Origin of the sequence: Dactylosporangium sp. NPDC050588 (assembly GCF_040654975.1) — a bacterium.
Taxonomy (GTDB): domain Bacteria; phylum Actinomycetota; class Actinomycetes; order Mycobacteriales; family Micromonosporaceae; genus Dactylosporangium; species Dactylosporangium maewongense.
The window spans coordinates 89,713-115,262 of sequence record NZ_JBFAJA010000018.1 but is presented as its reverse complement, the minus strand read 5'-3'; the positions used below and the strand labels follow the sequence as shown (position 1 = coordinate 115,262).

Here is a 25,550-nt window from a genome sequence, read left to right as displayed (position 1 = left end):
TTGAACCGCGTCACCGCCCCGGCGCGGGCATATCACCGTCCCGCGAGGGTGTCCTGCCTGGTCACGGCGTGAAACTTTCTTCTTCGCAAGAGCAGGTGCGCGACCACCAGCGGCACGACGCCGACCGGGTACCAGGCCAGGTCGGCGGGGTCGAACTTCACGCCGAGCGCGTACCGCGCCAGGAGGCTCCGCGCGGACAGTTCGGCGGGGACGCCGGTCAGCTGCGCCAGCTCCACCGCCCAGCACCAGGCGATCGCGACGGCGCCCGCGACGAGCGGGGTCGTCCGGGGCCGCAGGACGAAGACCCCGGCGTAGATCATGGAGGCGTACAGCGCGGTCCCGGAGTACTGGCGCAGCGCGCCGTCGTCGACGGCCCGGATCGCGAACGCGACCGCCAGGGCCGCCGCGACGCCGGCGAGGGCGAGCAGGCGGCTACGCATCGGCGGGGAACTTCACGGCGCGGCCGGTGCGCAGGTCGACCGCGGGGTCGCCCGGCTTCGGGTCCTCGGCGGTGAGCAGGACCGGCTGCCCGGCGGGGACCCGCACGGCGAGGATCACCGAGCTGATGCGGCTGCCGTCGGACGGGTCGACGAGCGGCGTGGACTCGTAGGTGGCGGTCCCCTTCCCGACGGTGATCACCGTCTGCGGATACGACTTGTCGGCCCGCGGCACGCCGGCGACGAGGGCGAGCACGTAGTCGTGGGCGTCGTCCGGCGCGATCAGCCCGTCGCCGTCCTTCTCCCAGGTCACCTTCTTCTCGGTGGCGGCGTCGAACTGGTGCGTCGTGACGACGGCGTCGACCCGGAACCCGGGGAAGTCCGGGGCGGTCACCACCGTGATCGGGGTGCCGGCGAGCTTGCCGAGCAGCGGCCGCTCGGCGTTGATGCAGCACTCGTCGTAGTCGCCGGGGGTGTCCTGGAGCGCCTCGTCGACCGTGTCGGCGAACGGCCCGATGCAGCCCATCAGCGTTGTCGCGACCACCGCGAGCAACCAGCCTCGTTTCACGCGTCGAGTATGCCTGGCGGATACCACTGCGGAGCGTTACCTGACTATAGTCAGACATGTGGAACTCCTGGAGACCGTCCGCCGCTTCAACCGGACCGTGACGCAGCGCGTCGGCGCGCTCGACGACGAGTACCTGTCCCGGGGCCGCCCGCTCGGCCAGGCCCGCCTGCTGTGGGAGATCGGCCCCGCCGGCGCCGAGGTGGCCGCCCTGCGCGCCCGCCTCGGCCTCGACGCGGGCTACCTGAGCCGCCTGCTGCGGGCGCTGGAGGCCGACGGCCTTGTCGTCGTCGGCGCCGGCACGAGCGGCGACGCGCGCGTCCGCGAAGCCTCGCTGACGGATGCCGGGCGGGCCGAGTGGGCGATCCTCGACAGCGCCTCCGACGACCTGGCGCACTCGATCCTCGGGCCGCTGAGCGACACCCAGCGGTCCCGCCTGGCGACCGCGATGGCGGAGGTCGAGCGGCTGCTCCTGGCCTCGATGGTCGAGCTCACGGTCTGCCCGCCGGCCGACCCACGCGCCCGCGCCTGCCTGCGCGCCTACGCCCGCGAGCTGTCCCAGCGCTTCGACGACGGCTTCGACACGGGCGTCAGCCGGCCGGTCGACGACGAGGACCTGACCCCGCCGCGGGGCGTCTTCCTCCTCGCCACGCTGTCCGGCGAGCCCGTCGGCTGCGGCGCCCTGAAGCTCCACCGCGACGCCCCCGCCGAGATCAAGCGCGTCTGGGTCTCCGGCACCGTCCGCGGCCTGGGCCTCGGCCGCCGCATCCTGAGCGACCTCGAGCACCGGGCCGCCACCGCCGGCTGCGGCTCCGTCCGCCTCGACACCAACCGCAACCTCACCGAGGCGATCCACCTGTACCGCAGCAGCGGCTACGAGGAGGTGCCCGCCTTCAACGACGAGCCCTACGCCCACCACTGGTTCTCCAAGCGCCTCTGAGGCCGGCTTGTCACCCGGGAAGGACGCGCAGGTGCGGTCCGATGCGCTCCAGCACCCCGTCCTCGTCCTTGACCGCATTGATCCAGGCCAGCGCCCCCATCACCACGGCGGCGTCCAGGTCGGCGCCCATCGCACGGAGCACGTCCCCCCGGTCGATGCAGCTCAGCAACGCCCTGGCCAGCACGCCTTCGCCGGCGCACGCCTCAGACAGCCAGGTCAGGCTCCCCCACCACGCCAGCAGGCTTCTCGCCCGATCACCCGGCTGCGGCATGGCAGCTCGAAGCTCGGCGTCATATCGATCGATCTCGGTCGGAGGACGGTCTTGCGCGTCTTCGCTGGAGAATCCGGACAGCCAGCTCCACAACGGTTGCGGCGCGCGGCGAGCCCCCATCACGGCCGGGATGCGCGATCCCTCCACCACCGGCCGGAACCGCTCCTCGCCCTCCTCCAGCCCGAGCGCGTGCACGAGGGGGCCGGTCAACCTCGCCAGCGAGCCGGGAACGCCCAGCTCGGCGAGGAAGAGCCAGAGCTCGTGTGACGCCTCCAGCTCGAAGTCGTTGCCGAACTCGTCACGGTTCCACGCGATGATGTCCGACCCGATCAGGCCGATCGTCGCGAGCTGCCCACCCGTGGCGTCCCGGAGCACGATCTCAAGGCTCGGCAGGGAGCGCACGATCCCGTCGACGTACACCCCCGCTGACGTCAGCTCCCGCAACCGGTCGAGGCGCTCCCGCCCGTTCACCTCAAGCAACGTCGCGCTCGCGCCACCGGTGAGCCATGGCTCGTCGAGTCGGCGCACGACGACGCCGGCCGCGCGGCTCCACGCCTCCCCGACCCGCGCCTCCACCACAGACCCGCGCACCGGCGTCATCGTCATCGCCTTCCCTCAGCGTCCCCACCGATGTCGGCGTCCCACCGGCGCCGCCGTCACCCCGCGCCGCCGACTGGGCCCGCCGCACCCGCCCGCTACGGCAGGCGGGTGTTCTGGTCGGCCACGACGAGCCACCTGCCGTCGACGAGCGCGTAGGTGAGGGTGAAGTACGCCCGGGTCTGCGACTCGACCGCGCCGGTGGCGTCGACGGTGGTCCACAGGTACTCGATCAGCACCCATCCGGTGCTGCCGGCCAGGGTGACCTTCCGGACGGTGCGCTCCTGCGTCCAGGTGTCGTCGGCGAACATCTCGCGGTGGAACTCGACCATGGCCGCCTTGCCGTCGACGAGCGTGCCGTTGGGCAGGATCAGCACCACCTCCTCGGCGAGCGTCGCCGCGTACGCCGCGAGGTCCTTGCGCTCCAGCGCCCCTAGGTGCTCCTCGAGCGCCCGCTCCAGTCCGCTGTCCGCCACCGGCCGGTCTCCCTTCGACACCTGTCACTGTCCGCCCGAGCATCGTAGCCAAGCGCGTCGCTGCTGGACCCCCGCCTGGTGATCCAAGGACGGAACGGTCGTGCTGACGGCCAGAACCGTCCTTCGATCACGCCGCGGCGCGGACGAATCCTGCGGCAGGCAGACCCCGACCAGGACCGACTCGGGGCCAGGGATCGATCCGGTCGCCACGCGCGCCGCCGCCGGACCCCCCGCCTGGTGATCCAAGGACGGAACGGTCGTGCTGACGGCCAGAACCGTCCTTCGATCATGCCGCGGCGCGCGGATCCGCGTTGCGCGCGTGGTGGCCGGGCGCCGGGAGCACAACTCGTCGCAGGCCGCCCACCGGACGCCGCGCGCACGCGTCCGAAGCTGCCGCGCGCAAGCGCTGGCAGTGCGCCGCGCAGCGGCGCATTGGGGCGCGGGTGAGCATCCCCGCCGGGACCCGCCGCGGCAGCGGTGGGGCGGAAGTGCAGCAGCAGGTCAGCCGGCGCCGTAGCAGACGAAGCCGGCGCTGCTGTAGCGGGCGTCGCCGTCGGTGGCGAGCTGGGCGGCGGCGAGGGCGGCGGCCTCGGTGCAGCCGGTGCCCAGGCGCTTGTGGAAGTCGGTCATCAGGGTGCGGGTGGCCTCGTCGTCGACCGGGCCGGTGCTCGCGACCACGGTGCGGGTGCCGAGCTGGAGCAGGGTGCTGGTCAGGCCGAGCAGCTCCTCGCCGGGGTGCACGGCGGACAGGCCGGTGTCGCAGCCGGACAGGACCAGGGTGCCGGGCGGACGGTTGAGGGCCGAGAGGTCGTACATCGTCAAGGGGCCGTCGGCGAGCAGGAGCGCGGAGAAGAGGGCGTTGTCGGTGCGGAACTGGCCGTGGCAGGCGATGTGGCCCAGCGAGGCGCCGTCCAGGGCGTGCAGCACGTCGCTGACGAGGGCGCGGTCGCCGGCGAGCAGCGTCGCGCGTGGTGTACCGGCGGCGATCCCCGTGACCTCGCGCAGCGCCTGCGGCGGGTCGGCGGCGCCGACGAAGACCGAGGGGCCGTCGGGGCGGGGGGTGCGCTGGGCCCGCCACCAGGTCGCGGCGGAGGGGGTGACGCGGACGGCGCGGCCGCGGCAGCGGGGCAGCAGGGACCAGGACAGCGCCTGCAGCTGGCCGGTCGGGGCGAGGACCAGGTCGCGGTCGCCGATGAGGTCGTCGAGCGGGGCGAGCAGCATGCGGTCGAGGTCGGCGGCGGCGTGGTCGGCGGCGAGGGTCGCGGCGCCGCGGTGGCCGCGGCGGGCGACGAGGCGGCGCTGGGCGAAGCGCAGGGCGTGCAGCTCGTCGAGGACCGGCTGGGCCGGGCCCAGGGGGCGGTGCGTGACCCGGCCGCCGACGAGGACCAGCGCGTGCAGGCAGGCGTCGACGGCGAGCAGGTCGACGAACGCGAGGTCGCCGAGGGCCGCGGCCAGCACGTCGAGGGGCGGTCCGGCGGCGGTCGCCTCCTCGGTGCCGTGCGCCTGCCAGGAGCGGCGGCGCACCTGCTCCTCCAGGTCGCGCTGGCGTTGCAGCAGGCGGCCGGTGTGCGCGGCGCCGATCGGGGCGGCGGCCAGGTCGGCGTGGACGCTGCGCAGGCGGGCCAGGTCGCGGGCGATCACGGGGTCGCCGCTGGGCCGGGCGGGCGGCAGCCAGAGCGCCGCGGCCCGGCACCGCTGCGACCACTGCAGGATCTGCTCCGCGGGCTCGTGCTCCACCGCCAGGCGCAGCCGGAACGCGGCGAGGTCGGCGACCGTGCCGCCGCTGCGGACGCGCAGCTCGGTGGCGCCGAGGCTGGCCCGGTGCGCCTCGAACTCGCGCAGCCCGGCGTCGGCGCAGCGCGCGGCGGCGGGGACGTCGCCGTCGGCGAGGTGCGCGACCGCCCGCAGGTGCCACCAGCGGGCGCGCAGCACGGCCGGCCCGCGCCGGGCGACGACGGCGGCCCGCTCCAGGCAGGAGGCGGCGCCGGCGGGCTCGCCGAGCGCGAGCGCGAGCTGGGCGGCGTCGAGCCACGACTCGCAGCCGGGCAGCAGCCAGCCGGCGGTGGTGAGCTCCGCCGCCACCTCCTGGACCGCGCGCAGCGTGCCGCGGTGCGCCCGGCCGGCGGCGATGACCGCGCCCAGCTCGACGGCGCGGGCGCGGGCGGCGGGCAGGTGGCGGCGCTGGGCGGTGAAGGCGCGCCGCGCGGAGCGGGCCGCGTCGCGGGCCTCCCCGGCGTTGCCGCGGGCCAGCGCGACCCGGGCGAGCAGGAGCGCCGCCTCGCCGCCGGCGGTGTCGAGGCGGCCGCGCCGGCAGGTGTCGACGGCGTCCTGGGCCGCCTGCTGCGCCTCCGGGAGCAGCCGGGCGGAGCGCAGCAGCTCCGCGAGGTCGAGCAGGGCGTCGGCGGGCACCCCGGCCTCGCGGGTCAGCACGGCGCGGGCCTGCTCGTAGCGGGCCAGGGCGAGCGGGACGTCGCCGGCCTGCGCGGCGACGAACCCGAGGTTGTGGTGCACCTGGGCGGCCGCCGTCGGCAGGTCCAGGTCGGCGTAGATGGCGGCCGCGGCGCCGAGGTCGGCGGCGGCGAGGCGGTGACTGCCGTGGTAGCCGTGCAGGATGGCCCGGTTGTTCAGGGCCCGGGCCTCCCAGAGCCGGTCGCCTTCGCGCCGGAAGACCCGCAGCGCCGACCGGTAGCCGGCCATCGCCTCCTCGTCGTGGCCGAGCCGGCGCAGGATCAGCGCCCGCTGCATCACGGCCCGGCCCCGGCGCAGCCCGCGCAGGCTGCGCAGGGCGACGTCGATCTCGCGGACCGCGGCGGCCGGCCGGCCGAGGTCGTCGAGCACCAGCGCGAGGCTCATCCGCGCCTCCGCGGCGAGGGTCATCCGCTCGTGCCGCTCCGCGACCCGCAGCGCGGCGCGCAGGTGCCGGGCCGCGGTGTGCGCGTCGTCACCGACGCGGGCGGCCAGTCCCAGCGCCCGGTGCGCCACCGACGTCGCGTCGGGGTCCTTCGCCCGGCGGGTCGCGGCGAGGGCCGCCACGGCCAGGGCGCGGGCCTCGTCGGGGTCGGCGGCAACCGCCTCGACGGCACGCGTCGCCAAGGTCAAGGCAGACGGCGGCACCGGCGTCGGGCCGGAAAGCGGCGGCTTCACAACCGACGATCCTTCCACCGCCGGGAACTGTCGGGTACCCGACGTATCGGCGGACTCGCTCGAACGTCACGTTGAACATGACTGACTTCGAAGACGGCCCCGTGGACCCGACCCGGCGACTCGAGCGGTGGCGGCAGCGGCGCGCGGCGCACCTGGCCGGCCTGCGCTGGCTGGGCACGGAGACCACCGGCGGCCAGCCGGTGCGGTACGTCAGCGGCGAGCTGCTGGTCGTCGACGAGCACTACGACGACGCCCGGCGGGTCGTGGAGGGCCTCGGGCACCGCGCCGCCGACGTGGCGACCGACGAGCCGCTGCCCGGTGTGCGCCGGCTGCGGGCCCCCGGTCTCGACGCGATCAAGGCGACCCGCCGGACCCGCGAGCGCGCGTCCGACGGCACCGTCGCCGGCCCGAACCATGTGCTGCTCGCCTCGCCGTTCGAGCAGGGCGGCCCGTTCGGCCGGCCGATCGCGGCGGCGGCCGCCTCGATCGACGCGGCACCCGCGGCCGCCGGCGCCGCCCGGGTCGTGGTCATGGACACCGGCGTGTGGGCCGACAGCCCGCTGCCGGCCAGCCGGTACCGGGTCGGCGAGAGCGACTACGAGACCGAGATCGACGTCGACCGGGACAACGTCATCGACTCCGACGTCGGGCACGCCAACTTCATCGCCGGGGTGATCCTGCAGGGCACCCGGCGGGCGCAGGTCCGCATCGTCAAGGTGCTCGACACGTTCGGCGTGGGCACCGAGCTGCAGCTGGCGCTGCGGATCGCCGCGCTCACCGACACCGACGTGCTCAACCTGTCGCTCGGCTCGTACACGGTGGACGGCCAGCCGCCGGTGCTGCTGCGCTGGGCGCTCAACCGCTTCCTGCTCGGCCGGGACCGGATCGTGGTCGCCGCCGCCGGCAACGACGGCGTCACCGACCGGCCGTTCTGGCCCGCCGGGTTCGCCGGCGCGGACGTGCCGTGGCGGCAGCAGGTCGTCGCGGTCGCCGCGCACGACGGCACGGCGCTGTGCGAGTGGAGCAACAGCGGGCCGTGGGTGACCGTGGCCGCGCCGGGCGCCGACGTGGTCAGCACGTACATCCACCACCCGGACTTCGGCACCGGCTGGGCCACCTGGAGCGGCACGTCGTTCGCCACCCCGCACGTGGTCGCGCTGATCGTGGAGCGCGCCGCGTCGACCGGAAGCGTGCTTTCGGCGACCAAGGAGGTGACGTCGGAATCGACACGATCAGTTGGCGGGTACGCTGCTGTGCTGTGACGGCATTCGATCCGACCATCGCCCTGATCGAGGCCGCGGATGGCGATCAGCGGGCCTGGGACGCACTCGTGGCCCGCTACTCGGGGCTCGTATGGGCGGTCGCGCGCGGCTTCCGGTTCAACGAGGCCGACGCGAGCGACGTGTTCCAGGCGACCTGGTTCCGCCTTGTCGAGAAGCTCGGTCAGATCCGCGACGGCGACGGTCTCGGGTCGTGGCTGGCCACGACCGCCCGCAACGAGGCGATCGACATGATCCGCAGGCGCGGGCGGGAGTCCCCGGCCGACGTCGCGGAGCACCTCGGCCGGGCGCCGTCGACGACGGACCTGCCGGAGGAGGAGGCTCTGCGCGCGGAGGAGCAGCGGCTGCTGTGGCAGGCGGTCGACCGGATGCCGGACCGGTGCGCGCGGCTGCTGCGGGCGATGGGCGCGCACCCGGCACCGAGCTACGCGGAGCTGGGTGCCGCGCTGGACATGCCGGTCGGCAGCATCGGCCCGACCCGGGCCCGCTGCCTGGAGACGTTACGCGGCCTGCTCACGGGCGAGCCCTATCCCGGAGCGGCGACGCCAAGGCAACACGGAAAGCACGGACAGCACGGACCGACGCTGAAGGGAGGCACACATGACGCAACCACCCGCGGGTGAGGATCTGGGCGAGGCGGTGGCTCGACTGTACGTCGACACCGACCCCGTCCCGGCGCGGCTGCTGCAGGCGGCGTCGGCCGGCCTGGCCTGGCGCGACCCGGACGCGGCACTGGCCGCCCTGCTGCTGGACAGTGCCGTCGCGGGCGCGCCCGCCGGGGTCCGCGCCGGCCCGGGACCGGACGGCGACGCGGACGACCCGCGGCTGCTGAGCTTCGACAGCGGCGGCACCGTCATCGACGTCGAGGTCGTCGTCGACGGCGGCCGGGTGCGGCTCGTCGGGCAGGTCAGCCACCCGGTCGAGGCGCCGGTGCGGGTCCGGCACGCCGGCGGCGAGTGGACCGGCACGACCGACCGGCTCGGCCGCTTCTCGGTGCCGGACCTGCCGGTCGGCCCGCTGCGCATCTGGTGGGGCCCGGCCGGCCCCGAGACGACCCAGGTCGGCACCGCCACGTTCCTCACCTGAGGAACGCGGCGGCGCCGCCGCATCCGCGGTCGCTACCTGGTCAGCGCAGCGACCAGACCTGGTTGGACTGGGTGCCTCCGCCGCCGTAGCAGTCCCAGATCTGCAGGCCGGTGCCGTTGGCGGTGCCGCGGCCGGACGCGTCGAGGCACTTGCCCGACGCGGGGTTGACGAACGTGCCGTTGCCGTTGACCACCCACTGCTGGGCGGAGTTGTTCAGGCACGTCCACAGCCACACCTGCGCGCCGTTGGCGGTGCTGGCGCCCCGGACGTCGAGGCACTTGCCCGACTGCGGGTTGACGAACGTGTTGCCGCTGCGGGTCCACTTCTGCGCGCCGCTGCCGTTGCAGTCCCACAGCTGGATCTTGGTGCCGTCGGCGGTGCCCTGCGCGTCGACGTCGACGCACCGGCCGGAGCCCTGCCCGACGATCGTCTGCCCGCCGCCGGTGTTGCCGCCGGTGGTGCTGTAGTTGAAGTCGGTGACGGCGAGCCCGGCGCCGCCCTGCCACGGCTCGAACCCGGCCTGCACGCTGGTCAGGTACCAGCTGTTCTGCGCGTACCCGCGGGCCATCATGTCGTTGTAGAAGTCACGGACCGCGAAGTTGATCGAGCCGGTCCCGGCGGTGCGCACGTACGACACGACGTTCCAGCCGATGTTGCCGAACCACACGGTCCAGGTGCCGCCCGCGATGTTCACGGTGCCGACGGGCGAGCCGACGGGCTGCGGGGCGCCCGCGTGGTTGAGCCACACCATGAGCTCCGCGCCGGTGTTCTGGCCGTTGGTCCGCGGGGTGGGGTCGAACCAGACGTCGTACGCGGCGTCCCACTGCCCACCGGCGTACGTCATCGACACGCTGGTCGTCACGTTCTGGAACGCGCCGCTGGAGACCTGCATCGGCAGGCCGCTGCCGGTGGTGCAGTTGCCGTAGTGGCAGCCGGCGTAGATCGAGGGGTAGGAGGCAGGCGCGCCGTTGGTCGGCACGTTGTGCCCGGACTGGGTGATCGTGAAGCCGCGGTCGGTGGCGTTGATGCACTGCGGCGTGCTGGCGCCCCAGACGTTGTTCTGCACGATGTACTTCCCGCCGGCGACGCTCGCCGAGCCGAAGGTCGCGCAGATCTGGGTGTCGGCGCTCGCCGCCTGCGGGCTGACCGCGACGGCCGCGGTCAGCAGCAGCGCGAGGGCGCCGAGCGATGTCAACAAGCGGGGCATGGTACTGCCTTTCGGAAGGTTGGCGGACATTCCGGAAGGCAGGGTGCGGCCGGGGCCGCGCCGCCCGGGAGTTTGTCCCTGCGACGCGCGGCGATCCCGTGAAAATTTCACGGTGCCCCGGGACGCGCGGAGGGCCCCCGCCTCGCGGCGAGGGCCCTCCGGCGATCCGTCAGGCGTTGGATTTCGGCAGGCCGGGCGGGTTCACCTGGGAGGTCTGCACGGCCTCGGTGTCGAGGTTGTAGGCGGCGAGCCACTGCTGGTACTGACCATTGGCGATCAGGTAGTTGATCGCTTCGGCGAGGGCCTTGACCAGCTCGTTGTCCTTCTTCGTGGTGGCCGCGATCAGGCCCTGCAGGGTCTCCCCGGCGCCGGAGTGGACGCCCGCGTTGCGGACGGCGTCGGCGGTGCCCCTGGTCCGGCTGATCTGGTAGGCGATGCCCGGGTTCGGGCCGAAGTAGGCGTCGATCTGGCCGGATACGAGCGCCTTGAAGGTGGTGGGTGTGTCGGCGAAGTACTTGATGTCGAGGGTCTTGCCCTCGGCCTTCAGCTTCTCCTGCCACGCGACCAGGATCTTCTCCTGGTTGGTGCCCGCGCCGACGGCGACCTTGAGGCCGGCGAGCTTCTTGTAGTCCTTGTCGAAGTTCCAGGCGTTGCCGTCCTTCACCGCGAAGCCCAGGTTGTCCTGCCGGTACGAGGCGAAGTCGTACTTCTCCTTGCGCTGCTCGGTGTCGGTGATGTTCGAGAAGCCGACCTCGGTCTTGCCGGAGTCGATGCCGACGAACAGGTTGTCCCACGTGGCGTTGTTGATCTCGGGCGTGAGGCCGAAGACGGCGGCGACGAGGCGGCCGAGGTCCGGCTCGGCGCCGGTGAGGGTCTTGTCGTCGTCGCCGACGAAGGCGAGCGGCGGGAAGCCGGTCGGCAGCGCGCCGAGCCCGATGGTCAGCTTGCCGTCGGCCTTGATCGCGGCCGGGACCAGGTCGGCGATGGCCTGCTGCTTCTCGACCTTCAGCTCGGTCACCTTGCCGATGTCCTTCGCCTGCGCGCCGATCGTCACCGTGCCGTTCCCGGCGGCGGTGTCGGCGTTGGCCTCGTCCTCGCTGCCGCAGGCGGCGAGTCCCGCGGTGAGCGCGAGGGCGAGGGCCGCGGCCGCGAACGACCGGCGGGATGGTCTGACGGTGGACATGGTGCTCCTTCGGAAGGTCAGGGTTCAGAGGACTTTGGCGAGGAACTCGCGGGTGCGGGGCTGCTGCGGCGCGGTGAGCACCTGGGCCGGCGGCCCCTGCTCGACGATCACGCCGTCGTCGATGAACACCACGGTGCCGGCGACCTCGCGGGCGAACCCGATCTCGTGGGTGACGATGACCAGCGTGGTGCCGCTGTCGGCGAGCTGCCGGATGACCGAGAGCACCTCGCCGACCAGCTCGGGGTCGAGCGCGGAGGTCGGCTCGTCGAAGAGCAGCAGGCTCGGTTCGAGGGCCAGGGCCCGGGCGATCGCGACGCGCTGCTGCTGCCCGCCGGACAGCCGCCGCGGGTACGCGTCGCCGCGGTCGCCGAGGCCGACCCTGGTCAGCAGCTCCGTGGCCCGCTCGTACGCGGCGGGCCGGGCCAGCCGCTTGTGCGCGATGAGCGGCTCGGCGACGTTGTCCCGCGCGGTGAGGTTGGGGAACAGGTTGAAGCTCTGCGCCACGAAGCCGATCCGGGTGCGTTGCCGCCGCACGGCGCGCGGGGACAGCTCGTGCAGCCGGGCGCCGCGGGCCTCGACCCCGATCAGCTCGCCGTGCACCGCGACGTAGCCGTGGTCGGGCTGCTCGAGGTGGTTGATGGTGCGCAGCAGCGTCGACTTGCCCGAGCCCGACGGGCCGAGGACCGCCACGACCCCGCCGGGCCGGACGGTCAGGTCGATCCCGCGCAGCACCTCCCGGGTGCCGAACGACTTGTGCACGTTGCGGATCTCCAGCGCCACGGCCGTGTCCAGCGTCGCGGTCATCTACAAGCCCCTCCGGGTCAGGCGGACGTAGGACGAGACGGTGAAGCGCCGCAGCCGCTGCAGCGGGGTCGGCGGCAGCGCCCGGACGGTGCCGCGGGCGTAGAACCGCTCGACGTAGAACTGCACGACCGACAGGGCGGCGGTGATGACGAGGTACCAGACGGCTCCGACGATGAGGATTGGCACGAGCGACTCGGGGTGCCGCGACTCCAGCACGAACACCGCGCCGAACAGGTCCAGCAGCGAGACGTAGTAGACCAGCGAGCTGGCCTTCACCAGGCCGACGAGCTGGTTGCCGTAGGCCGGCACGATCGAGCGCAGCGCCTGGGGCAGCACGATCCGGCGCAGCTGCCGGGCCTTGGACAGGCCGAGCGCGTTGGCGGCCTCGATCTGCCCGGGCTCGACCGACAGGATGCCGCCGCGGATCACCTCGGCCGCGTACGCCGCCTCGTTGAGGCCCAGCGCGATGACGCCGATCACGAGCGGCGTGAGGCCGGCGGTCCGCACCTCGGCGAAGACCGGCCCGAAGGGCACGCCGACGCCCAGCCGCGGGTAGAAGTACGAGAAGTTGAAGGTGATGATCAGCAGCAGCGGCAGGGGCAGCGCGCGGAAGAACCATACGTACGCCCACGACAGACCGTTGACCAGTGGGTTCGCCGACAACCGGCCGAGCGCGACGAGCACGCCGAGGACCAGTCCGACCAGCGCGCTGAGCGCCACGACCTTCAGGGTGACCACGACGCCGTCGACGATCGACTCGCGGGTGAAGTACGCCCAGAACTTGTGCCACTCGTAGCGGGGGTTGGTGAAGACGCCGACGACGACCTGGGTGAGCACCACCAGCACGACGGCGCTGACGAACCAGCGCCAGGGGCGCGGCCGTGGGGTGACCCTGCGCTGCGCCGCCTGCGGGTCGAACCGGACGGGCGGCGTGTCGATCGGTGGACCGGCGGGTGCGGCTTCGAGGGTTGCGGGCTCGCTCATGCGCGCGCTCCATCAGGGTGCGACGGATCCACCCACGACGAGGGGGCGTGGGCGGATCGGGTTGCGGATCGGGCTTGTCAGCAACCTAAAGAGACGCGAATAAGTTGTCAATCCCTATCGGAAAACTAGTATTTACACATGGCGCAGGACACGTCCGCGGCACGCCGGAGCGCCGCTACGACAGGGGCAGCCAGGCGAGGACGTCGCGGATCTTGTCGTCCCAGTGGGACCACTCGTGCGTGCCGGCGCTGAACTGCGACGTGAGCGGGACACCGCGGGAGGCGCAGGCGTCGCGGAAGCGCACGTTGCCGGGGTACAGCGCGTCCTCGGTGCCGCACCACTGGAACAGCGGCGGCGGGTCGCTGACCTTGTCCAGCAGGGCGAACAGGTCGTTGTCGCCGCCGTCGAACGGGGCGTCGCCGAAGACCCGCCGCCACATGAGCGGGTCCACCTCGGAGGTCATGGTCCGCATCCGGTCGCCGAGGTCCAGGACCCCGGAGAGGCTGGCCGCGGCGCCGAACCGGTCGGGGTGGCGCAGGGCGAGCTTGAACGCGCCGTAGCCGCCCATCGACAGGCCCGCGACGAAGTTCTCCGCCGGGTCGGCGGACAGCCGGAAGAAGCTCCGGGCGATCGCGGGCAGTTCCTCGGCGACGAACGTCCAGTACGGCCGGCCCCACACCTCGTCGGTGTAGAAGCTGCGCTGCACCTGCGGCATGACGACGGCGATGCCGAGCTCCGCCACGTACCGCTCGATCGAGGTCCGCCGGGCCCAGATGGTGTCGTCGTCGCTGAGACCGTGCAGCAGGTAGAGGGTCGGCACGTCGCCGTCGCGCCCGCTGCCACCCATGCCGACCTGCCCGGACGTGCGCTGCGGCAGCACGACCGTCATCGATGTACTGAAGCCGAGGACATCGGAGAAGAAATCACACCGCACAAGGGCCATGCCCCTTACCCTAAACAGCACTTATGGTGGTCAGGTGGACCGCCGCGCCAACGCCGCCCTCGCCGCGTTGTCGGTGGCGACATTCACGTTCGTCACCGTCGAGGTGATGCCGATAGGGCTGCTCACGGTGATCGCCGACGACCTGGGGCGCACCCGGGCCGAGGCCGGCCTGCTGCTGACCGGGTATGCGGCGGTCGTGCTGGTGCTGTCGGTGCCGATGGCGGTGCTGACCCGGCGGCTGCCGCGCCGGCTGCTGCTCGGGGCGGCGCTCGGGGTGTCGGCGGCGGCGACGGCGGTGTCCGGGCTCGCGCAGGGGTACGCGATGCTGCTCGGCGCGCGGCTCGTCGTCGGCCTGACGCAGGCGCTGTTCTGGTCGATCGTGGCGTCGACGGCGACCGCCATGTTCCCGCCGTCGCGGCGGGGGCGCACCGTGGCCCGGCTGTCGATCGGGGCGTCCCTCGCGCCGGTGCTCGGGGTGCCGCTGGGCACGTGGCTCGGCCAGCAGCTCGGCTGGCGGGCCGCGTTCGGGGTGATGGCCGTCATCGGCGCGGCGACCTGCGTGGCCGTCGTGGCGCTGCTGCCCGGCGCGCTGCCCTCCGGCGCCGCCTCGGCCCGCGGCGCGGCCCCCGACCTGCGGCGCTATCTGTTGCTGCTGCTCGTCACGTCGCTCGGGGTCGCGGGGGCGATGACCGCGCAGACCTACATCACGCCGTTCCTGCTGGACGTGACGCACTTCGACGCGTCGTCGCTCGGCCCGCTGCTGCTGGTCTCCGGCGTCGGCGGCGTCGCCGGCACCCTCGCCGTCGGCCGCTTCCTCGACCGCTACCCGTGGCCGGCCCTGGCCGTGCCGATGTCGCTGCTGTGCGCGGCGTCGGTCGTGCTGTACGCCGGCGGCACCGTGCGGACCCTCGTGGTCGTCGCGCTCGCCACGTCCGGCGGCGCGTACGCGGCGTTCGCGGCCGCGGTGCAGAACCGGGCGCTGCAGATCGCCCCCGGCAGCACCGACATGGCGTCGGCCGGCGGCAGCTCCGCGTTCAACATCGGCATCTCCGCCGGGTCGTTCGTCGGCGGCCTGATCATCGAGGGCGCCGGCCCGCGGGCCGTCGCGCTCGCCGCGGCCGTCCTCATCGCCACCGCCCTCGCGGCGCTCCTGCTCGACCCGCTGCTGTCCGCGGCCGGGCCGCCGCCGTCCGGGCATCCGGTGCCGAAGCAGCGCGACCCTCAGCAGCACGCCGCCGCATGGGGCGAAAAGTCCGGTAATACGAACGCGTGACCCGCTGTCGGATCTCCTACATTCACCCCGGGGAACCCGCCGGCGAATACACCTTTCCGAATCGCGAGCACCGCCGCCAGCAGCGCAAACAGCGGCACTGGAATCCACGCGTACCAATGCGGAAACGGCGAAAAGACAGCACCGCCGGATGGCTGTGCTCCCCTACGATCGGGCTGGTTCGGGCAGTTTCTTCGGGACCGGTGAGGGGGGCAGGGGCGTGGCGGACGAGCATGCCGCGACCGTCCGCACCACACCCGCCGAGAAGCGAGCGCTGGCGCGCCGGCTCCGCGACGCCGACACCCACCGCGCCTACGCCGCCTGCAACACCCTCACCGGTCCGCTCACCACCCCCGCCGGCCCCCATCTGCCGGTCGTGTACAGGAACACGGCCCGGCCGGCGCAGCGGTTCATGCTCAGCGTCCTCATCTCGCTCAACTTCCTGACCGCGATCGTCTTCATCGGCTGGCTCGCGCTGCCGCGGCACGTCCCGGGCGCGATGACCGGCGAGCTGTCGGGGACCGTGGTCGTGGCGCGGGTCGCGTTCTGCTTCGTGCTCCTCGTGGAGCTGGTGCGCCTGCTGCAGAACCTGGCCGTGTGGGTGTTCGCGTGGAAGGCCGCCGACCCGGTGCCGATGGTGCCGGAGCCCGGGCTGCGCATCGCGATGCTCACCACGATCGTGCCGGCGAAGGAGCCGATCGACGTCGTCGAGCGGTCCCTCAAGGCGATGCAGCGGGTGCGGTACCCGGGACACGTCGACATCTGGATCCTCGACGAGGGCAACGACCCGCGGGTGAAGGCGATGGCGAAGAAGCTCGGCGTCAAGCACTTCAGCCGCCGCGGGAAGCCGGAGTTCAACCAGCCCGACGGGCCGTTCCGCGCGAAGACCAAGGCCGGCAACCACAACGCGTGGCGCTTCACCCATGAGCACGTCTACGACGTGGTCGCGCAGATGGACCCCGATCACGTGCCGCTGCCGAGCTTCCTGGAGCGCACCGTCGGCTACTTCCGCGACCCCGACGTCGCGTTCGTCGTCGCCCCGCAGGTCTACGGCAACATGTACGGCGGCTGGGTCGTGCACGGCGCGTCGGTGCAGCAGTACCTCTTCAGCGGCCTGATCGAGCGCGGCGGCAACGGGCTCGGCGCGCCGCTGCTCATCGGCACCAACCATCTCTACCGGCCGCTGGCGTGGGCGCTGATCGACGGCTACCAGGACAGCATCATCGAGGACCATCTCACCTCGATGGTCGTGATGGGCGCGAAGAACCCGCTGACCGACCGGCGCTGGAAGGGCGTCTACACCCCCGACGTGATCGCGGTCGGCGAGGGCCCGACGACCTGGACCGACTACTTCAACCAGCAGAAGCGCTGGGCGTACGGCGTGTGGGAGATCCTGCTGCGCTCCAAGCGTTTCCTGAAACCGCTGAGCCTCACCCAGCGGCTCTGCTACGGCCTCGTGCAGTCGTACTACCCGAGCGTCGCGCTGTCCGCGGTGTCGGGCACCGTCGCGACCGCCGCGTACCTCGCGTTCGGCATCGGCGCGATGCGGGTCGAGTGGCAGCTGTGGCTGGTCCTGTGGTCGGCGAGCATGGGCAGCTGGGCGCTGCTGTGGCTGTGGCTGCGCCGGTTCAACCTGGCCGAGCACGAGCGTCGCGAGCTGGGCGTGCACGGAATGCTGCTCGCGTTGTTCGCGGTCCCGGTGTACGTCGTGGCCGGCGTCGCCGCGCTGCTGCGCCGCCCCCTGGCGTACGCGGTGACCGCGAAGGGGCGGCTCGCGTCCGCGGACGGGCTGAAGTCGTTCCGGCTGCACATGGCGTGGGCCGGGGTGTCGGCGGCGCTGCTCGGGGTGAGCGGGTGGCTCGGCCACCACTCCGACGCGCTGCGGTTCTGGTCGGGGCTCAGCATCGTCGCCGGGCTCTGCCCGCCGCTGATCGCGTGGGTCACCCGGCTGCGCAACCGGCGTCTCGTCGCGCAGGAGGTCGACCTCACCACGCAGACCGGTCCGCTGGTCATGACGGTGCGCGGCAAGGCCGCCGTGGTCCGCGAGTCGCTCACCACCACCTCGACGATCCGGCTGTCGGACCTGCCGCAGGTGCCGGGCCTCTCCGTCACCCGGGGGCCGGTGTGATCACGCTGCCCCGGGTCATGCTCGCCGTGCTGCTGCTCGTCGGCGGCTACACGTTCGTGGTCGCGCCCGCCGTCGCCGCCTCGTCCGGCCCGGCCGTGCGCTGGGAGACGAAGCGGAGCGAGCCGCGCCCGACCTTCACACCCGCACCCGGGCGGCCGGTCGCCTTCCCGCAGGCGGGGAAGGCGTTCTTCGGCGTGTTCACCTCGCGCGGCCCGGCCGACCTCACCGAGTACGACGGGTTCGTCGCCGCCGCCGGCCGGCAGCCGCAGGTGATGATGTTCGCGCAGGGCTGGGCGGGGGCGAAGACGTTCGACCGGCAGCCGTTCGACCGGATCGCGAACCGGGGCATGCTGCCGATGCTCGCGTGGGAGCCGTGGAACTTCCGCTCCGAGCCCAAGCAGGACGCCTCCCGCGGCGACCAGCCCGACTACCGGCTGTCCCGCATCACCGGCGGCGCCTACGACTCCTACATCAGAGCCTGGGCTCTTGGCGTGAAGGATCTCGGGTACCGGGTGGCGATCCGGTTCGCGCACGAGATGAACGGCTACTGGTACCCGTGGTGCGAGTCCGCCAACGGCAACCGCAAGGGCGACTACGTCGCGGCGTGGCGGCACGTGCACGACCTCTTCGAGGCCGCCGGCGCCGGCAACGTCATCTGGGTGTGGAGCCCCAACGTCGCCTACGACGGCTCGACGCCGCTGCAGCAGCTGTACCCCGGCGACGACTACGTCGACTGGGTCGGCCTGTCCGGCTACTACGGCACCGGCGGGCTCGAGCAGTACCAGACCTTCGACCAGATCTACCGCAAGACGCTCGCCTCGGTCACGGCGATCTCGAAGCGGCCGGTCGTCGTCACGGAGGTCGCCGCCACCGACGCCGCCGGGCGCAAGGCGGAGTGGATCACCGACCTGCTCCGGTCGCTGCCGAAGCACCCGGAGATCATCGGGTTCCTCTGGTACGAGGCGGTCAAGGAGACCGACTGGCGCATCGCGGCGACCCCGGCGGCGGCGAAGGCGTTCGCGGCCGGGATCGCGCAGCCGTACTTCACCGCGTCCTGGTCACCCGACATGACGCCGTCCGTCGTTCGTCGCTCAGGGGGCACCTCATGACGGGTCACGTCGTCGGCATCGACCTGGGCACCTCCAACACCGTCGCGGTGATCCGCTCCCCCGACGGCCGGCGCCGCCCCGTCCTCTTCGACGGCGCGCCGATCCTGCCGTCCGCGGTGTACCTCCAGGACGACGGGCAGCTCGCGGTCGGCCGCGACGCGCAGCGCCTCGCCCAGCTCGACCCGGCCCGCTACGAGCCCAACCCGAAGCGCCGCATCGACGAGACGACGGTCCTGCTCGGCGGCACGGAGGTCCCGACCCGGGAGATGCTCGCCGCGGTGCTGCGGGCCGTCGCCGCCGGCGTCGCCGAGATCACCCGCACCCCGCCGCCGGCCGTGCTCACGTACCCGGCGTCGTGGGCGCACACCCGCCGCTCGCTGCTGCAGGAGGCCGCGGCGCGCGCGGGCTGGCGCCAGGTCAGCCTGGTGCCGGAGCCGGTCGCCGCGGCCCGCTACTTCATCAGCGCCCTCAACCACCCGCTCCCCCTCGGCGCGGCCATGGTCGTCTACGACTTCGGCGGCGGCACCGTCGACATCGCCGTCGTCCGCCACTCCTCCGAAGGCTTCGCCGTCATCGGCGCGGGCGGCCTGGAGGACGTCGGCGGCCTCGACCTCGACGCGACCCTGGTCGAGCACGTCGGCGGCCTGCTGCGCCGCTCCGACCCGATGGCGTGGCAGCGCCTGCACCAGCCGCACACCGCCCAGGACCGCCGCGACCGCCGCCTCTTCTGGGAGGACGTCCGCGGCGCGAAGGAGATGCTGTCGCGGACCGCGGCCGCGCCGGTCTCCGTGCCCGGCGTCGAGGCGGCGCTGCACCTCACCCGCGACGAGCTGGAGGCGCTCGTCGAGCCGATGCTGCGCCAGACCGTCGCGGAGACGGCCCGGGTCGTCGCCTCGTGCCGGCTCGCCCCGAACCAGCTCGCCGGCATCATGCTCACCGGCGGCTCGTCGCGGGTGCCGCTGGTCGCCCGGATGCTGCACCGCTCGCTCGGCGTCGTGCCGACCGTCCTCGAACAGCCGGAGCTCCCGGTCGCCGAGGGCGCCGTCGTCCACCCGTCGGAGCTGTCCGCCGCCCCGGCCACCGGCACCGCCTCCGTCGCCCGCACGCTCCCCCAGCAGACCACCTACCAGACCCAGGGCCACCCGGCGCAGCAGCTGACCGGCGCTACCACCGGCGTCTACGGCACCCCGGTCTCGCCGGTGTCCCCGCCCGACGCCCCCGTGTCGGGCGTGCCGGTCTCGGGCGTGCCGGTCTCAGGAGTGCCGGTCTCGGGAATGCCGGTCTCGGGAATGCCGGTCTCGGGAATGCCGGTCTCGGGCTCCCCCATGTCCGGCGCTCCCGTCTCGGGCGCGCCGGTGTCCGCGCCGCCGGTGCCTGTCCCCGCTCCCGGCCGGCGGCGCCTCGCGCTCATCGGGGCCGCCGTGGTGCTGCTGCTCGCCGCCGGCGGCACCGCGTGGTGGCTGACCAGACCGGATCCGCTCGGCTCGTGGGAGACCCTGCCGAAGGTGCCGACCGCCGTCAACGGCGCCCCCGTCGGCATCGAGGGCGCCGCCGCGGCGGTCCTGGGCGGCAAGCTGTACGTCATCGGTGGCTTCACCGCGGACGAACCGCGCACCCGGCTCGACACGGTCTGGGTGCTCGACACCGCGACGAAGACGTGGGCGGAGGGGCCGCGGCTGCAGCAGGCGGTGAGCCAGACGGCGGCCGTGGTGACGCCCTCGGGCGAGCTGTTCATCATCGGCGGCTGGGTGAAAGACGGCGCGACCTCGAGCATCTACCGCCTCGACACCGCCGCCGGGAAGTGGGTCGGGGCCGGCGCGCTGCCGGTCCCCCGGCAGGCGGGTGCCGCGGTCTTCGACGGCAAGGGCATCGTCTACGCCGGCGGCAAGGACAGCAACGGGCAGCCCACGGCCACGATCTTCGTGCAGCAACCCACCGGGGACGACTGGACCGTGGCGGACGCCTCGCTGCGCCAGCCGCGGGAGAAGCTGGCCGGGGCCAGCGACGGCGCCGGCACCGCCTGGTTCATCGGCGGCAACGGCACCGGGGGCACGACCGACGACATCGACGTCCTCGTCGAGCGCAAGCTCGCCGACGACCACCCGAAGCTGCCCGAGCCGCGGGAGGGCGCCTCGGCCGTGCGCCTCGAAGGCTTCGGGCTCTGCGTGTTCGGCGGCAACAACGGCGCCAAGGTCTTCCAGTGGTGGTGCCAGCAGGACGGCGACGCGGAGCGGCTGCCGGAGCTCGCCGTCCCGCGCGCCGGCATGGCGGTCACCACCAGCGGCAACACCGTCTACGCCGTCGGCGGGTACAACACCGCCAAGAATTCCCACGGCTCGACGGACGCGGAGCGCTTCACCGCGCAGGAGACCTAGACGACGGCGCCGACCTGCTTCACGTGGCGCAGGGCCGGGGCGGTCTCGACGCGCTCGATGCCGGGCAGCGGGCCGATCCGGCGGGTGAGGTAGTCGTACAGGCCGGCCATGTCGGGGCAGATGACGGTGGCGACGAGGTTGGTGGCGCCGGTGGTGGCCGCGGCGAAGACGACCTCCGGGTGGGTGGCCAGGGCGCGGCCGGCGGCCTCCAGGTGGGCGGGTGCCACGGCCATCCAGAGCAGGATGCGGGCCCTGAAGCCGAACAGCGCCGGGTTGACCTCCACGTCGAAGAACAGGGCGCCGGTGCGCAGGAGGTGGTCGAGGCGGCGCCGCACCGTGGACTCGGACCAGCCGGTGGCGGCGGCGAGCTCGGGCAGGCCGGTGCGGCCGTCGCGGGCGAGGGCGGCGACGAGCGGCCGGTCGGTGTCGAGCAGGACGGCCTCGCCCGCGGGCGGCTGCGGCTGGACCGCCGCGGTCTGCGCCTGGGTGAGGGCGGTGGGTCCGGCGGCGTCGACCGCCCCGCCGGCGAAGTCGTGGATCAGGCAGTGCGCGCGGACCGACACGATCCGCGGGGTGCTCGGCAGCTTCTGCAGCAGCAGCGCCTCCCGGTCGGCGGTGCCGGGGTTCTGCACGATGCAGGTCACCTCGGTGCCGCCGGACGCGATCGTCACCCACGTCGTGTCGGGCCGGCGGGCGAGGGCCTCCGCGATCGCCGACGCGCCGCCGGGGGTGCTCTGCACGCGGATCATCCACTTGTCGTAGCCGAGCCGGACCCCGTTGGGCAGGCCGACGACCCGCACCCCGGCCTCCGCGCGCAGCCGCCGGAACCGGCGGGCGACCGTCTGATCGGAGACGCCGAGCACCTCGGCGATGCGGCTGAAGCCGGCCCTGCCGTCGACCCGCAACGCGTCCACGATCTGCCGGTCCAGCGTGTCGATTTCCACCATCACAGCCTAGCCGGTGTCGAAATCCGCCGGATCCGCGACGGTGGCTTCGTACACGAGCCAAAACCGCCGCAGAGTCGTCGGCATGCGAAAATGGTCCCCCCTGCTTGCCGTGTGCATCGGCACGTTCATGCTGCTGGTCGACGTCACGATCGTGACCGTGGCGCTGCCGGCCGTCGCCGGCGACCTGCACGCCTCGCTCGACGGGCTGCAGTGGGTCCTCGACGGCTACGCGCTCGCCCTCGCGGCCCTGCTCCTCGGTGCGGGCGCCCTCGCGGACCGGCACGGCCGGCGCCGGGTGTACCTGGCGGGCACGGTCGTCTTCGCCGCCGCGTCGCTGCTGTGCGCGGTCGCGAACAGCGCCGGGCTGCTCATCGCCGCGCGGTTCCTGCAGGGCGCCGGCGGTGCCGCGATGTTCGCGACCACGGTGGCGCTGCTCAGCGTCACGTACAGCGGCAAGGACCGCGGCGTCGCCTTCGGCGTCTGGGGCGCGGTCAACGGCGCCGCCGCGGCGGCCGGGCCGATCGTCGGCGGCCTGCTCACCGAGCACCTCGGCTGGCGCTGGATCTTCCTGGTCAACCTGCCCGTCAGCCTGCTCGCCGTGTGGTTCACCGTCCGCGGCGTCACCGAGTCGAAGGGCCGCCCCGGCACCCGCTTCGACCTGCCCGGCACCATCGCGTTCACGGTCAGCGCCGCGGCGGTGACGTTCGCGCTCATCCGCGGCGGCGAGGCGGGGTGGACCGCGCCGTCGACGTCGGCCGCGTTCGGGATCTCGGCGGCGGCGCTGGTGGCCTTTGTACTGATCGAGCGCGCGACCGAGCAGCCGATGCTGGACCTGCGGCTGTTCCGCAGCGCCTCGTTCGGCACGCTGATGGTGGCGGCGGTCCTGGTGCAGGCGGCGGCGTTCGCGTACCTGCCGTTCGTGACCGTGTGGCTGCAGGAGTTCCTCCACAAGGGCCCGGTCGACGCGGGCCTGCTGGGCGCCCTGCCGATGAGCATCGCGTCGTTCGTGGTCGCCGCGCTGGGCGGCCGGCTGCTGCAGCGGATCGCGCCGCGCTGGACGGTCGGCATCGGCCTGCTGCTCATCGCCGCCGGCGACCTGCTGCAGGCGCGCCTCACCGCCTCGAGCCCCGCGACGGCGCTCATCCCGGGCCTCGTGGTGGCGGGCGTCGGCGTCGCGGCCGTGCTGCCGGTCCTGTCCTCGGCCGCCCTCTCCGCCGCCCCGCCCGAACGCAGCGGCATGGCCAGCGGCGCGGTGAACACGTTCCGCCAGCTCGGGTTCGCCCTCGGCGTGGCCGTCTTCGGCGCCGTGTTCACCCACCGGCTCGCCGCCCACCAGGACCCCCGCGCCGGGGTGGCGGACGCGCTCAACCAGACCCTGCTCGTCGCGGGCGGCCTGGCCCTGCTCGCGGGCGTGCTGGTCCTGCTCCTGGTCCGCCACTCCGCCGCCGCGCCGCCGGCCGGCCGGCCGGTCACGCCGACCACGTCCGGGGTCACGACCGCGGCCACGTCCGGCGGTCACTGACCCGGCGAAGCGGGTGGCCGGGCGGGGTCAGTGCGCGCCGGCGGGGATCGGGCGCAGGTCGGGCTCGACCCAGCCGGTCCTGGCGGCCTCCGACGCCAGGGTGGCGGAGCGGTAGAAGCGGGTCAGGAGGCGCTTGTCGAGCAGGTCGGGGAATCTGGCCAGGAACGCGTCGAAGTCGTGCTCGCCGGGCTCGTCGTGGCAGGCGACCAGCTCGACCCAGGCGCGGCTGACGGTGGCGTGGTACTTCTGCGGCACGCCGGCATACCTGGCGGTGCGACGGATTCCGTCGCTGATCAGCTCGACGGCCGCCGCGGTGCCGTGGCGCCGGATCGCGAGCCAGGTGACGTGGACGTGCTCCCGGTGCCCGAACCGGCCGGCGGCCCCGACGACCTCGGCGAACAGCGCCTCGAACGGCCCTGCGGCGTCCGTCCGCGGCACCTGTGACGGCACCTGTGACGGCTCCTGGGCAGGGCTCATGTCAGGGCTCATGTCAGGGCCCGCAGGACGGTGAGGGCGGCCTCGACGGTCCCGGCGGGCAGGTCCGCCAGGGCCTCGCGCTCCAGGTCGGCGATGGCCCGGGTGATGACGGCCGCGGTGGCGGCGCCCTCGGCCGTGAGGGTGACGAGGACGGCCCGGCGGTCGCCGGGGTGCGCGGCGCGGGTGATGAGGCCTCGCCGCTCCAGGCGGTCCAGGACACCGGTGAGCGTGGTGGGGCGGGTGCCGGTGGCGGCGCCCAGTTCCGAGACGGTGCGGCCGGCGCCCGCCGCGGGCCGGTCCCCGGAGGCGGTGAGACCGAGGTTGCCCAGGGCGTTGAGCTCCGACGGGGTCAGGTCCAGGTCGGCCAGGCGGGCCGACAGCACCTGCAGGGTCGCGTGGGTGGCACGCTGCAGCTCAAGTATCACGGTTTCGGATTATACGGATCCGTAGTATCAGGGCAACGCGTCGACCCAGGCGTCGTCGAGGTGGTCGGCGTACGGGCCGCCCGGCGGGTCCACGGTCCACACGTGGATCATCTCAGGCAGGGTCGTGGCGAAGGTGAGGCCGGGGCACGAGCCGAACGGCGACACCACGCCGAAGCCCGGCGGGAGCAGCCCCACGCACACGTCGTGCGCGTGCCAGCGGGCGCCGCCGATCGAGGGCCCGGCCGCGCCGGCGACGGGGACCTGGAACACCACGCCGAGCAGGATCGCGCGGTCCGGGCGGACGGCGTAGACGAGCTGCTCCGGCGCGGCGGGGTCGAGGACCCGGCCGTCGTGCTGGTGGCCCTTGTGCTCGAAGTGCACCTGCGTCCCGGTGCGCGGGCCGGTCGCGTGGTATCCGTCAGCCTCGGCGGCGGCCAGGTCGGCGTAGCGGGTGGTCGACGCGCGGACCCGCGCGGCGAGGTCCCGGGCGGCGGCCCGCTCCACGGCGCTCGGCGGCGGGCCGGCCGGGCGCCGCACCGTGCCGGCCTGGATGCGGTCGGGGCCGTCGTGGTCGTGGGCGGCGAGGGACACGGCCCACATCGCGGTGCCGAACACCAGCACCAGCGCGACCGTGCCCACCCGCGCCAGGAAGCGCCGGCAGGAGACGGCGAGCAGCGCGAGCTCCAGGCACGCCACCGTCAGAGCGACCTGGTCGGGGGCGACCGCCCGTACACCCGACGCCGCGACGAACAGGAGCAGCTGCGCCGGCACGAGGAACCCCGCCTGGACCCGCCACGAGCGGCCGGCGAGACAGCGCACGGCGAGCCACCCGAAGAGCCCGGCGGACAGCACCGAGCCGAGCGGCCACGGCAGTCCGATGTGGACGACGGCGAGGGTGGCGAGCAGGCCGGAGCACCAGCGGACCTCGGAGCCGGCCCGGCGCCAGGCGGGAAGCTGGACGAGCAGCAGCGGCGACGCGACCAGCAGCAGCAGTGCGACGCGGTGCGAGGGGGCGATGCCGAGCCAGAAGTCACGCACGGGCCGTCACCCGCCGCGCGCACAGCACCAGCACCGTCAGCGGCAGGGCGAGGGTGGTGAGCAGGCCGGTGAGGTTGACGGTGAAGTCCAGCTGCGGCAGGAGTCCGAGCAGCAGCTGCCCCTCCCAGCCGGCCACCGCCAGGACCTCCGCGACGAGCGTCGCGACGAGCGCCCAGCGGCGGCGCTCCAGCAGCGCGCCGAGGGTCATGAGCAGCGCGGCGTGCGCGACCGGCGCGACGGCGTACACCGGGTTGAACCCCATCAGCGTCAGCATGCCCAGGGTGCCGGTCAGCCCCAGCGCGCCCTGCAGCAGGAGCAGTCCCCGCAGCACAGCCATGCCGG

Annotated in this window: 24 protein-coding genes; 9 read left to right on the top strand and 15 right to left on the bottom strand. The window is 73.7% G+C overall.

From position 1 onward, the window contains the following. Positions 1 to 32: 32 nt before the first annotated feature. Together AB0I21_RS14995 and AB0I21_RS14990 are read right to left on the bottom strand one after the other, a co-directional pair. Complete coding sequence (locus AB0I21_RS14995; RefSeq protein WP_360561418.1) at positions 33 to 440, bottom strand: DUF2809 domain-containing protein; 408 nt, start codon at positions 438 to 440, stop codon at positions 33 to 35. Further along, positions 433 to 1,005 carry a hypothetical protein gene (locus tag AB0I21_RS14990; RefSeq protein WP_360561417.1) on the bottom strand — a complete coding sequence of 191 codons (573 nt, stop codon included), beginning with the start codon at positions 1,003 to 1,005 and terminating at the stop codon, positions 433 to 435. The genes AB0I21_RS14995 and AB0I21_RS14990 overlap by 8 nt, the downstream gene beginning before the upstream one ends. Before the next feature lie 58 nt (positions 1,006 to 1,063). Between AB0I21_RS14990 and AB0I21_RS14985 the strand changes: the two genes are divergently transcribed. Beyond that, positions 1,064 to 1,942 carry a helix-turn-helix domain-containing GNAT family N-acetyltransferase gene (locus tag AB0I21_RS14985; RefSeq protein WP_360561415.1) on the top strand — a complete coding sequence of 293 codons (879 nt, stop codon included), beginning with the start codon at positions 1,064 to 1,066 and terminating at the stop codon, positions 1,940 to 1,942. A 10-nt stretch (positions 1,943 to 1,952) separates the two neighbouring features. Here AB0I21_RS14985 and AB0I21_RS14980 read toward each other — a convergent pair whose 3' ends face one another. The 3 genes from AB0I21_RS14980 to AB0I21_RS14970 form a co-directional block, all read right to left on the bottom strand. After that, positions 1,953 to 2,819 (bottom strand): hypothetical protein, encoded by an 867-nt coding sequence (locus AB0I21_RS14980; protein WP_360561414.1) that lies wholly within the window; start codon positions 2,817 to 2,819, stop codon positions 1,953 to 1,955. Positions 2,820 to 2,908: 89 nt separating this feature from the next. Further along, positions 2,909 to 3,286: a nuclear transport factor 2 family protein gene (locus AB0I21_RS14975; RefSeq protein WP_360561412.1), complete on the bottom strand. Its 378-nt coding sequence runs from the start codon at positions 3,284 to 3,286 to the stop codon at positions 2,909 to 2,911. Positions 3,287 to 3,787: 501 nt separating this feature from the next. Further along, positions 3,788 to 6,430: a CHAT domain-containing protein gene (locus AB0I21_RS14970; RefSeq protein ID WP_360561410.1), complete on the bottom strand. Its 2,643-nt coding sequence runs from the start codon at positions 6,428 to 6,430 to the stop codon at positions 3,788 to 3,790. Between the two features lie 77 nt (positions 6,431 to 6,507). On the opposite strand from AB0I21_RS14970, the gene AB0I21_RS14965 reads away from it, so the two are divergent. Genes AB0I21_RS14965 through AB0I21_RS14955 form a run of 3 tightly spaced genes read left to right on the top strand, consistent with a single transcriptional unit; the run spans position 6,508 to position 8,796 of the window. Continuing rightward, positions 6,508 to 7,692, top strand: a complete 1,185-nt coding sequence (locus AB0I21_RS14965; protein WP_360561409.1) for a S8/S53 family peptidase — start codon at positions 6,508 to 6,510, stop codon at positions 7,690 to 7,692. Then, on the top strand, positions 7,689 to 8,333 hold the full coding sequence (locus AB0I21_RS14960; RefSeq protein WP_360561407.1) for a sigma-70 family RNA polymerase sigma factor: 645 nt from the start codon (positions 7,689 to 7,691) through the stop codon (positions 8,331 to 8,333). Before AB0I21_RS14965 ends, AB0I21_RS14960 begins: the two co-directional genes overlap by 4 nt. After that, positions 8,311 to 8,796, top strand: coding sequence for a hypothetical protein (locus AB0I21_RS14955; RefSeq protein WP_360561405.1), 486 nt, complete (start codon positions 8,311 to 8,313; stop codon positions 8,794 to 8,796). Before AB0I21_RS14960 ends, AB0I21_RS14955 begins: the two co-directional genes overlap by 23 nt. Positions 8,797 to 8,836: 40 nt before the next feature. Here AB0I21_RS14955 and AB0I21_RS14950 read toward each other — a convergent pair whose 3' ends face one another. The 5 genes from AB0I21_RS14950 to AB0I21_RS14930 form a co-directional block, all read right to left on the bottom strand. Next, complete coding sequence (locus AB0I21_RS14950; protein ID WP_360561403.1) at positions 8,837 to 10,003, bottom strand: RICIN domain-containing protein; 1,167 nt, start codon at positions 10,001 to 10,003, stop codon at positions 8,837 to 8,839. A gap of 169 nt (positions 10,004 to 10,172) precedes the next feature. Continuing rightward, positions 10,173 to 11,186 carry an ABC transporter substrate-binding protein gene (locus AB0I21_RS14945; protein WP_360561401.1) on the bottom strand — a complete coding sequence of 338 codons (1,014 nt, stop codon included), beginning with the start codon at positions 11,184 to 11,186 and terminating at the stop codon, positions 10,173 to 10,175. Positions 11,187 to 11,210: 24 nt separating this feature from the next. After that, entirely contained in the window at positions 11,211 to 11,990 is a 780-nt protein-coding gene (locus AB0I21_RS14940; RefSeq protein ID WP_360561400.1) for an amino acid ABC transporter ATP-binding protein, read from the bottom strand. Next, positions 11,991 to 12,974 (bottom strand): amino acid ABC transporter permease, encoded by a 984-nt coding sequence (locus tag AB0I21_RS14935; protein WP_360561399.1) that lies wholly within the window; start codon positions 12,972 to 12,974, stop codon positions 11,991 to 11,993. Between the two features lie 175 nt (positions 12,975 to 13,149). Beyond that, on the bottom strand, positions 13,150 to 13,917 hold the full coding sequence (locus tag AB0I21_RS14930; protein WP_360561397.1) for an alpha/beta hydrolase family protein: 768 nt from the start codon (positions 13,915 to 13,917) through the stop codon (positions 13,150 to 13,152). Positions 13,918 to 13,951: 34 nt separating this feature from the next. On the opposite strand from AB0I21_RS14930, the gene AB0I21_RS14925 reads away from it, so the two are divergent. The 4 genes from AB0I21_RS14925 to AB0I21_RS14910 all read left to right on the top strand — a co-directional run bounded on the left by AB0I21_RS14925 (position 13,952) and on the right by AB0I21_RS14910 (position 20,799). Next, positions 13,952 to 15,190, top strand: a complete 1,239-nt coding sequence (locus AB0I21_RS14925) for an MFS transporter (protein WP_360561396.1) — start codon at positions 13,952 to 13,954, stop codon at positions 15,188 to 15,190. Positions 15,191 to 15,407: 217 nt separating this feature from the next. Further along, positions 15,408 to 17,315 (top strand): glycosyltransferase family 2 protein, encoded by a 1,908-nt coding sequence (locus AB0I21_RS14920; protein ID WP_360561394.1) that lies wholly within the window; start codon positions 15,408 to 15,410, stop codon positions 17,313 to 17,315. Next, a complete protein-coding gene (locus tag AB0I21_RS14915; RefSeq protein ID WP_360561392.1) occupies positions 17,312 to 18,424 on the top strand; it encodes a glycosyl hydrolase in 1,113 nt (370 codons plus the stop codon). Before AB0I21_RS14920 ends, AB0I21_RS14915 begins: the two co-directional genes overlap by 4 nt. After that, the gene (locus AB0I21_RS14910; protein WP_360561390.1) at positions 18,421 to 20,799 is read left to right on the top strand and encodes an Hsp70 family protein; all 2,379 of its coding nucleotides are present in this window, start codon (positions 18,421 to 18,423) and stop codon (positions 20,797 to 20,799) included. The genes AB0I21_RS14915 and AB0I21_RS14910 overlap by 4 nt, the downstream gene beginning before the upstream one ends. Here AB0I21_RS14910 and AB0I21_RS14905 read toward each other — a convergent pair. Further along, on the bottom strand, positions 20,796 to 21,743 hold the full coding sequence (locus AB0I21_RS14905) for an Lrp/AsnC family transcriptional regulator (protein WP_360561388.1): 948 nt from the start codon (positions 21,741 to 21,743) through the stop codon (positions 20,796 to 20,798). The genes AB0I21_RS14910 and AB0I21_RS14905 overlap by 4 nt on opposite strands. An 85-nt stretch (positions 21,744 to 21,828) precedes the next feature. Between AB0I21_RS14905 and AB0I21_RS14900 the strand changes: the two genes are divergently transcribed. Beyond that, entirely contained in the window at positions 21,829 to 23,268 is a 1,440-nt protein-coding gene (locus AB0I21_RS14900) for an MFS transporter (protein WP_360561386.1), read from the top strand. Between the two features lie 27 nt (positions 23,269 to 23,295). Here the strand turns inward: AB0I21_RS14900 and AB0I21_RS14895 are convergent, their stop codons facing one another. From AB0I21_RS14895 to AB0I21_RS14880, 4 genes are read right to left on the bottom strand one after another with little or no spacing between them, the layout of a single operon-like run. Beyond that, positions 23,296 to 23,745, bottom strand: coding sequence for a hypothetical protein (locus tag AB0I21_RS14895; protein ID WP_360561384.1), 450 nt, complete (start codon positions 23,743 to 23,745; stop codon positions 23,296 to 23,298). 8 nt (positions 23,746 to 23,753) lie between these two features. Next, positions 23,754 to 24,170: a MarR family transcriptional regulator gene (locus AB0I21_RS14890; RefSeq protein ID WP_360561382.1), complete on the bottom strand. Its 417-nt coding sequence runs from the start codon at positions 24,168 to 24,170 to the stop codon at positions 23,754 to 23,756. 27 nt (positions 24,171 to 24,197) lie between these two features. After that, positions 24,198 to 25,208 (bottom strand): hypothetical protein, encoded by a 1,011-nt coding sequence (locus AB0I21_RS14885; protein WP_360561381.1) that lies wholly within the window; start codon positions 25,206 to 25,208, stop codon positions 24,198 to 24,200. Further along, positions 25,201 to 25,545 (bottom strand): hypothetical protein, encoded by a 345-nt coding sequence (locus AB0I21_RS14880; RefSeq protein WP_360561379.1) that lies wholly within the window; start codon positions 25,543 to 25,545, stop codon positions 25,201 to 25,203. Before AB0I21_RS14880 ends, AB0I21_RS14885 begins: the two co-directional genes overlap by 8 nt. Positions 25,546 to 25,550 lie beyond the last annotated feature (5 nt).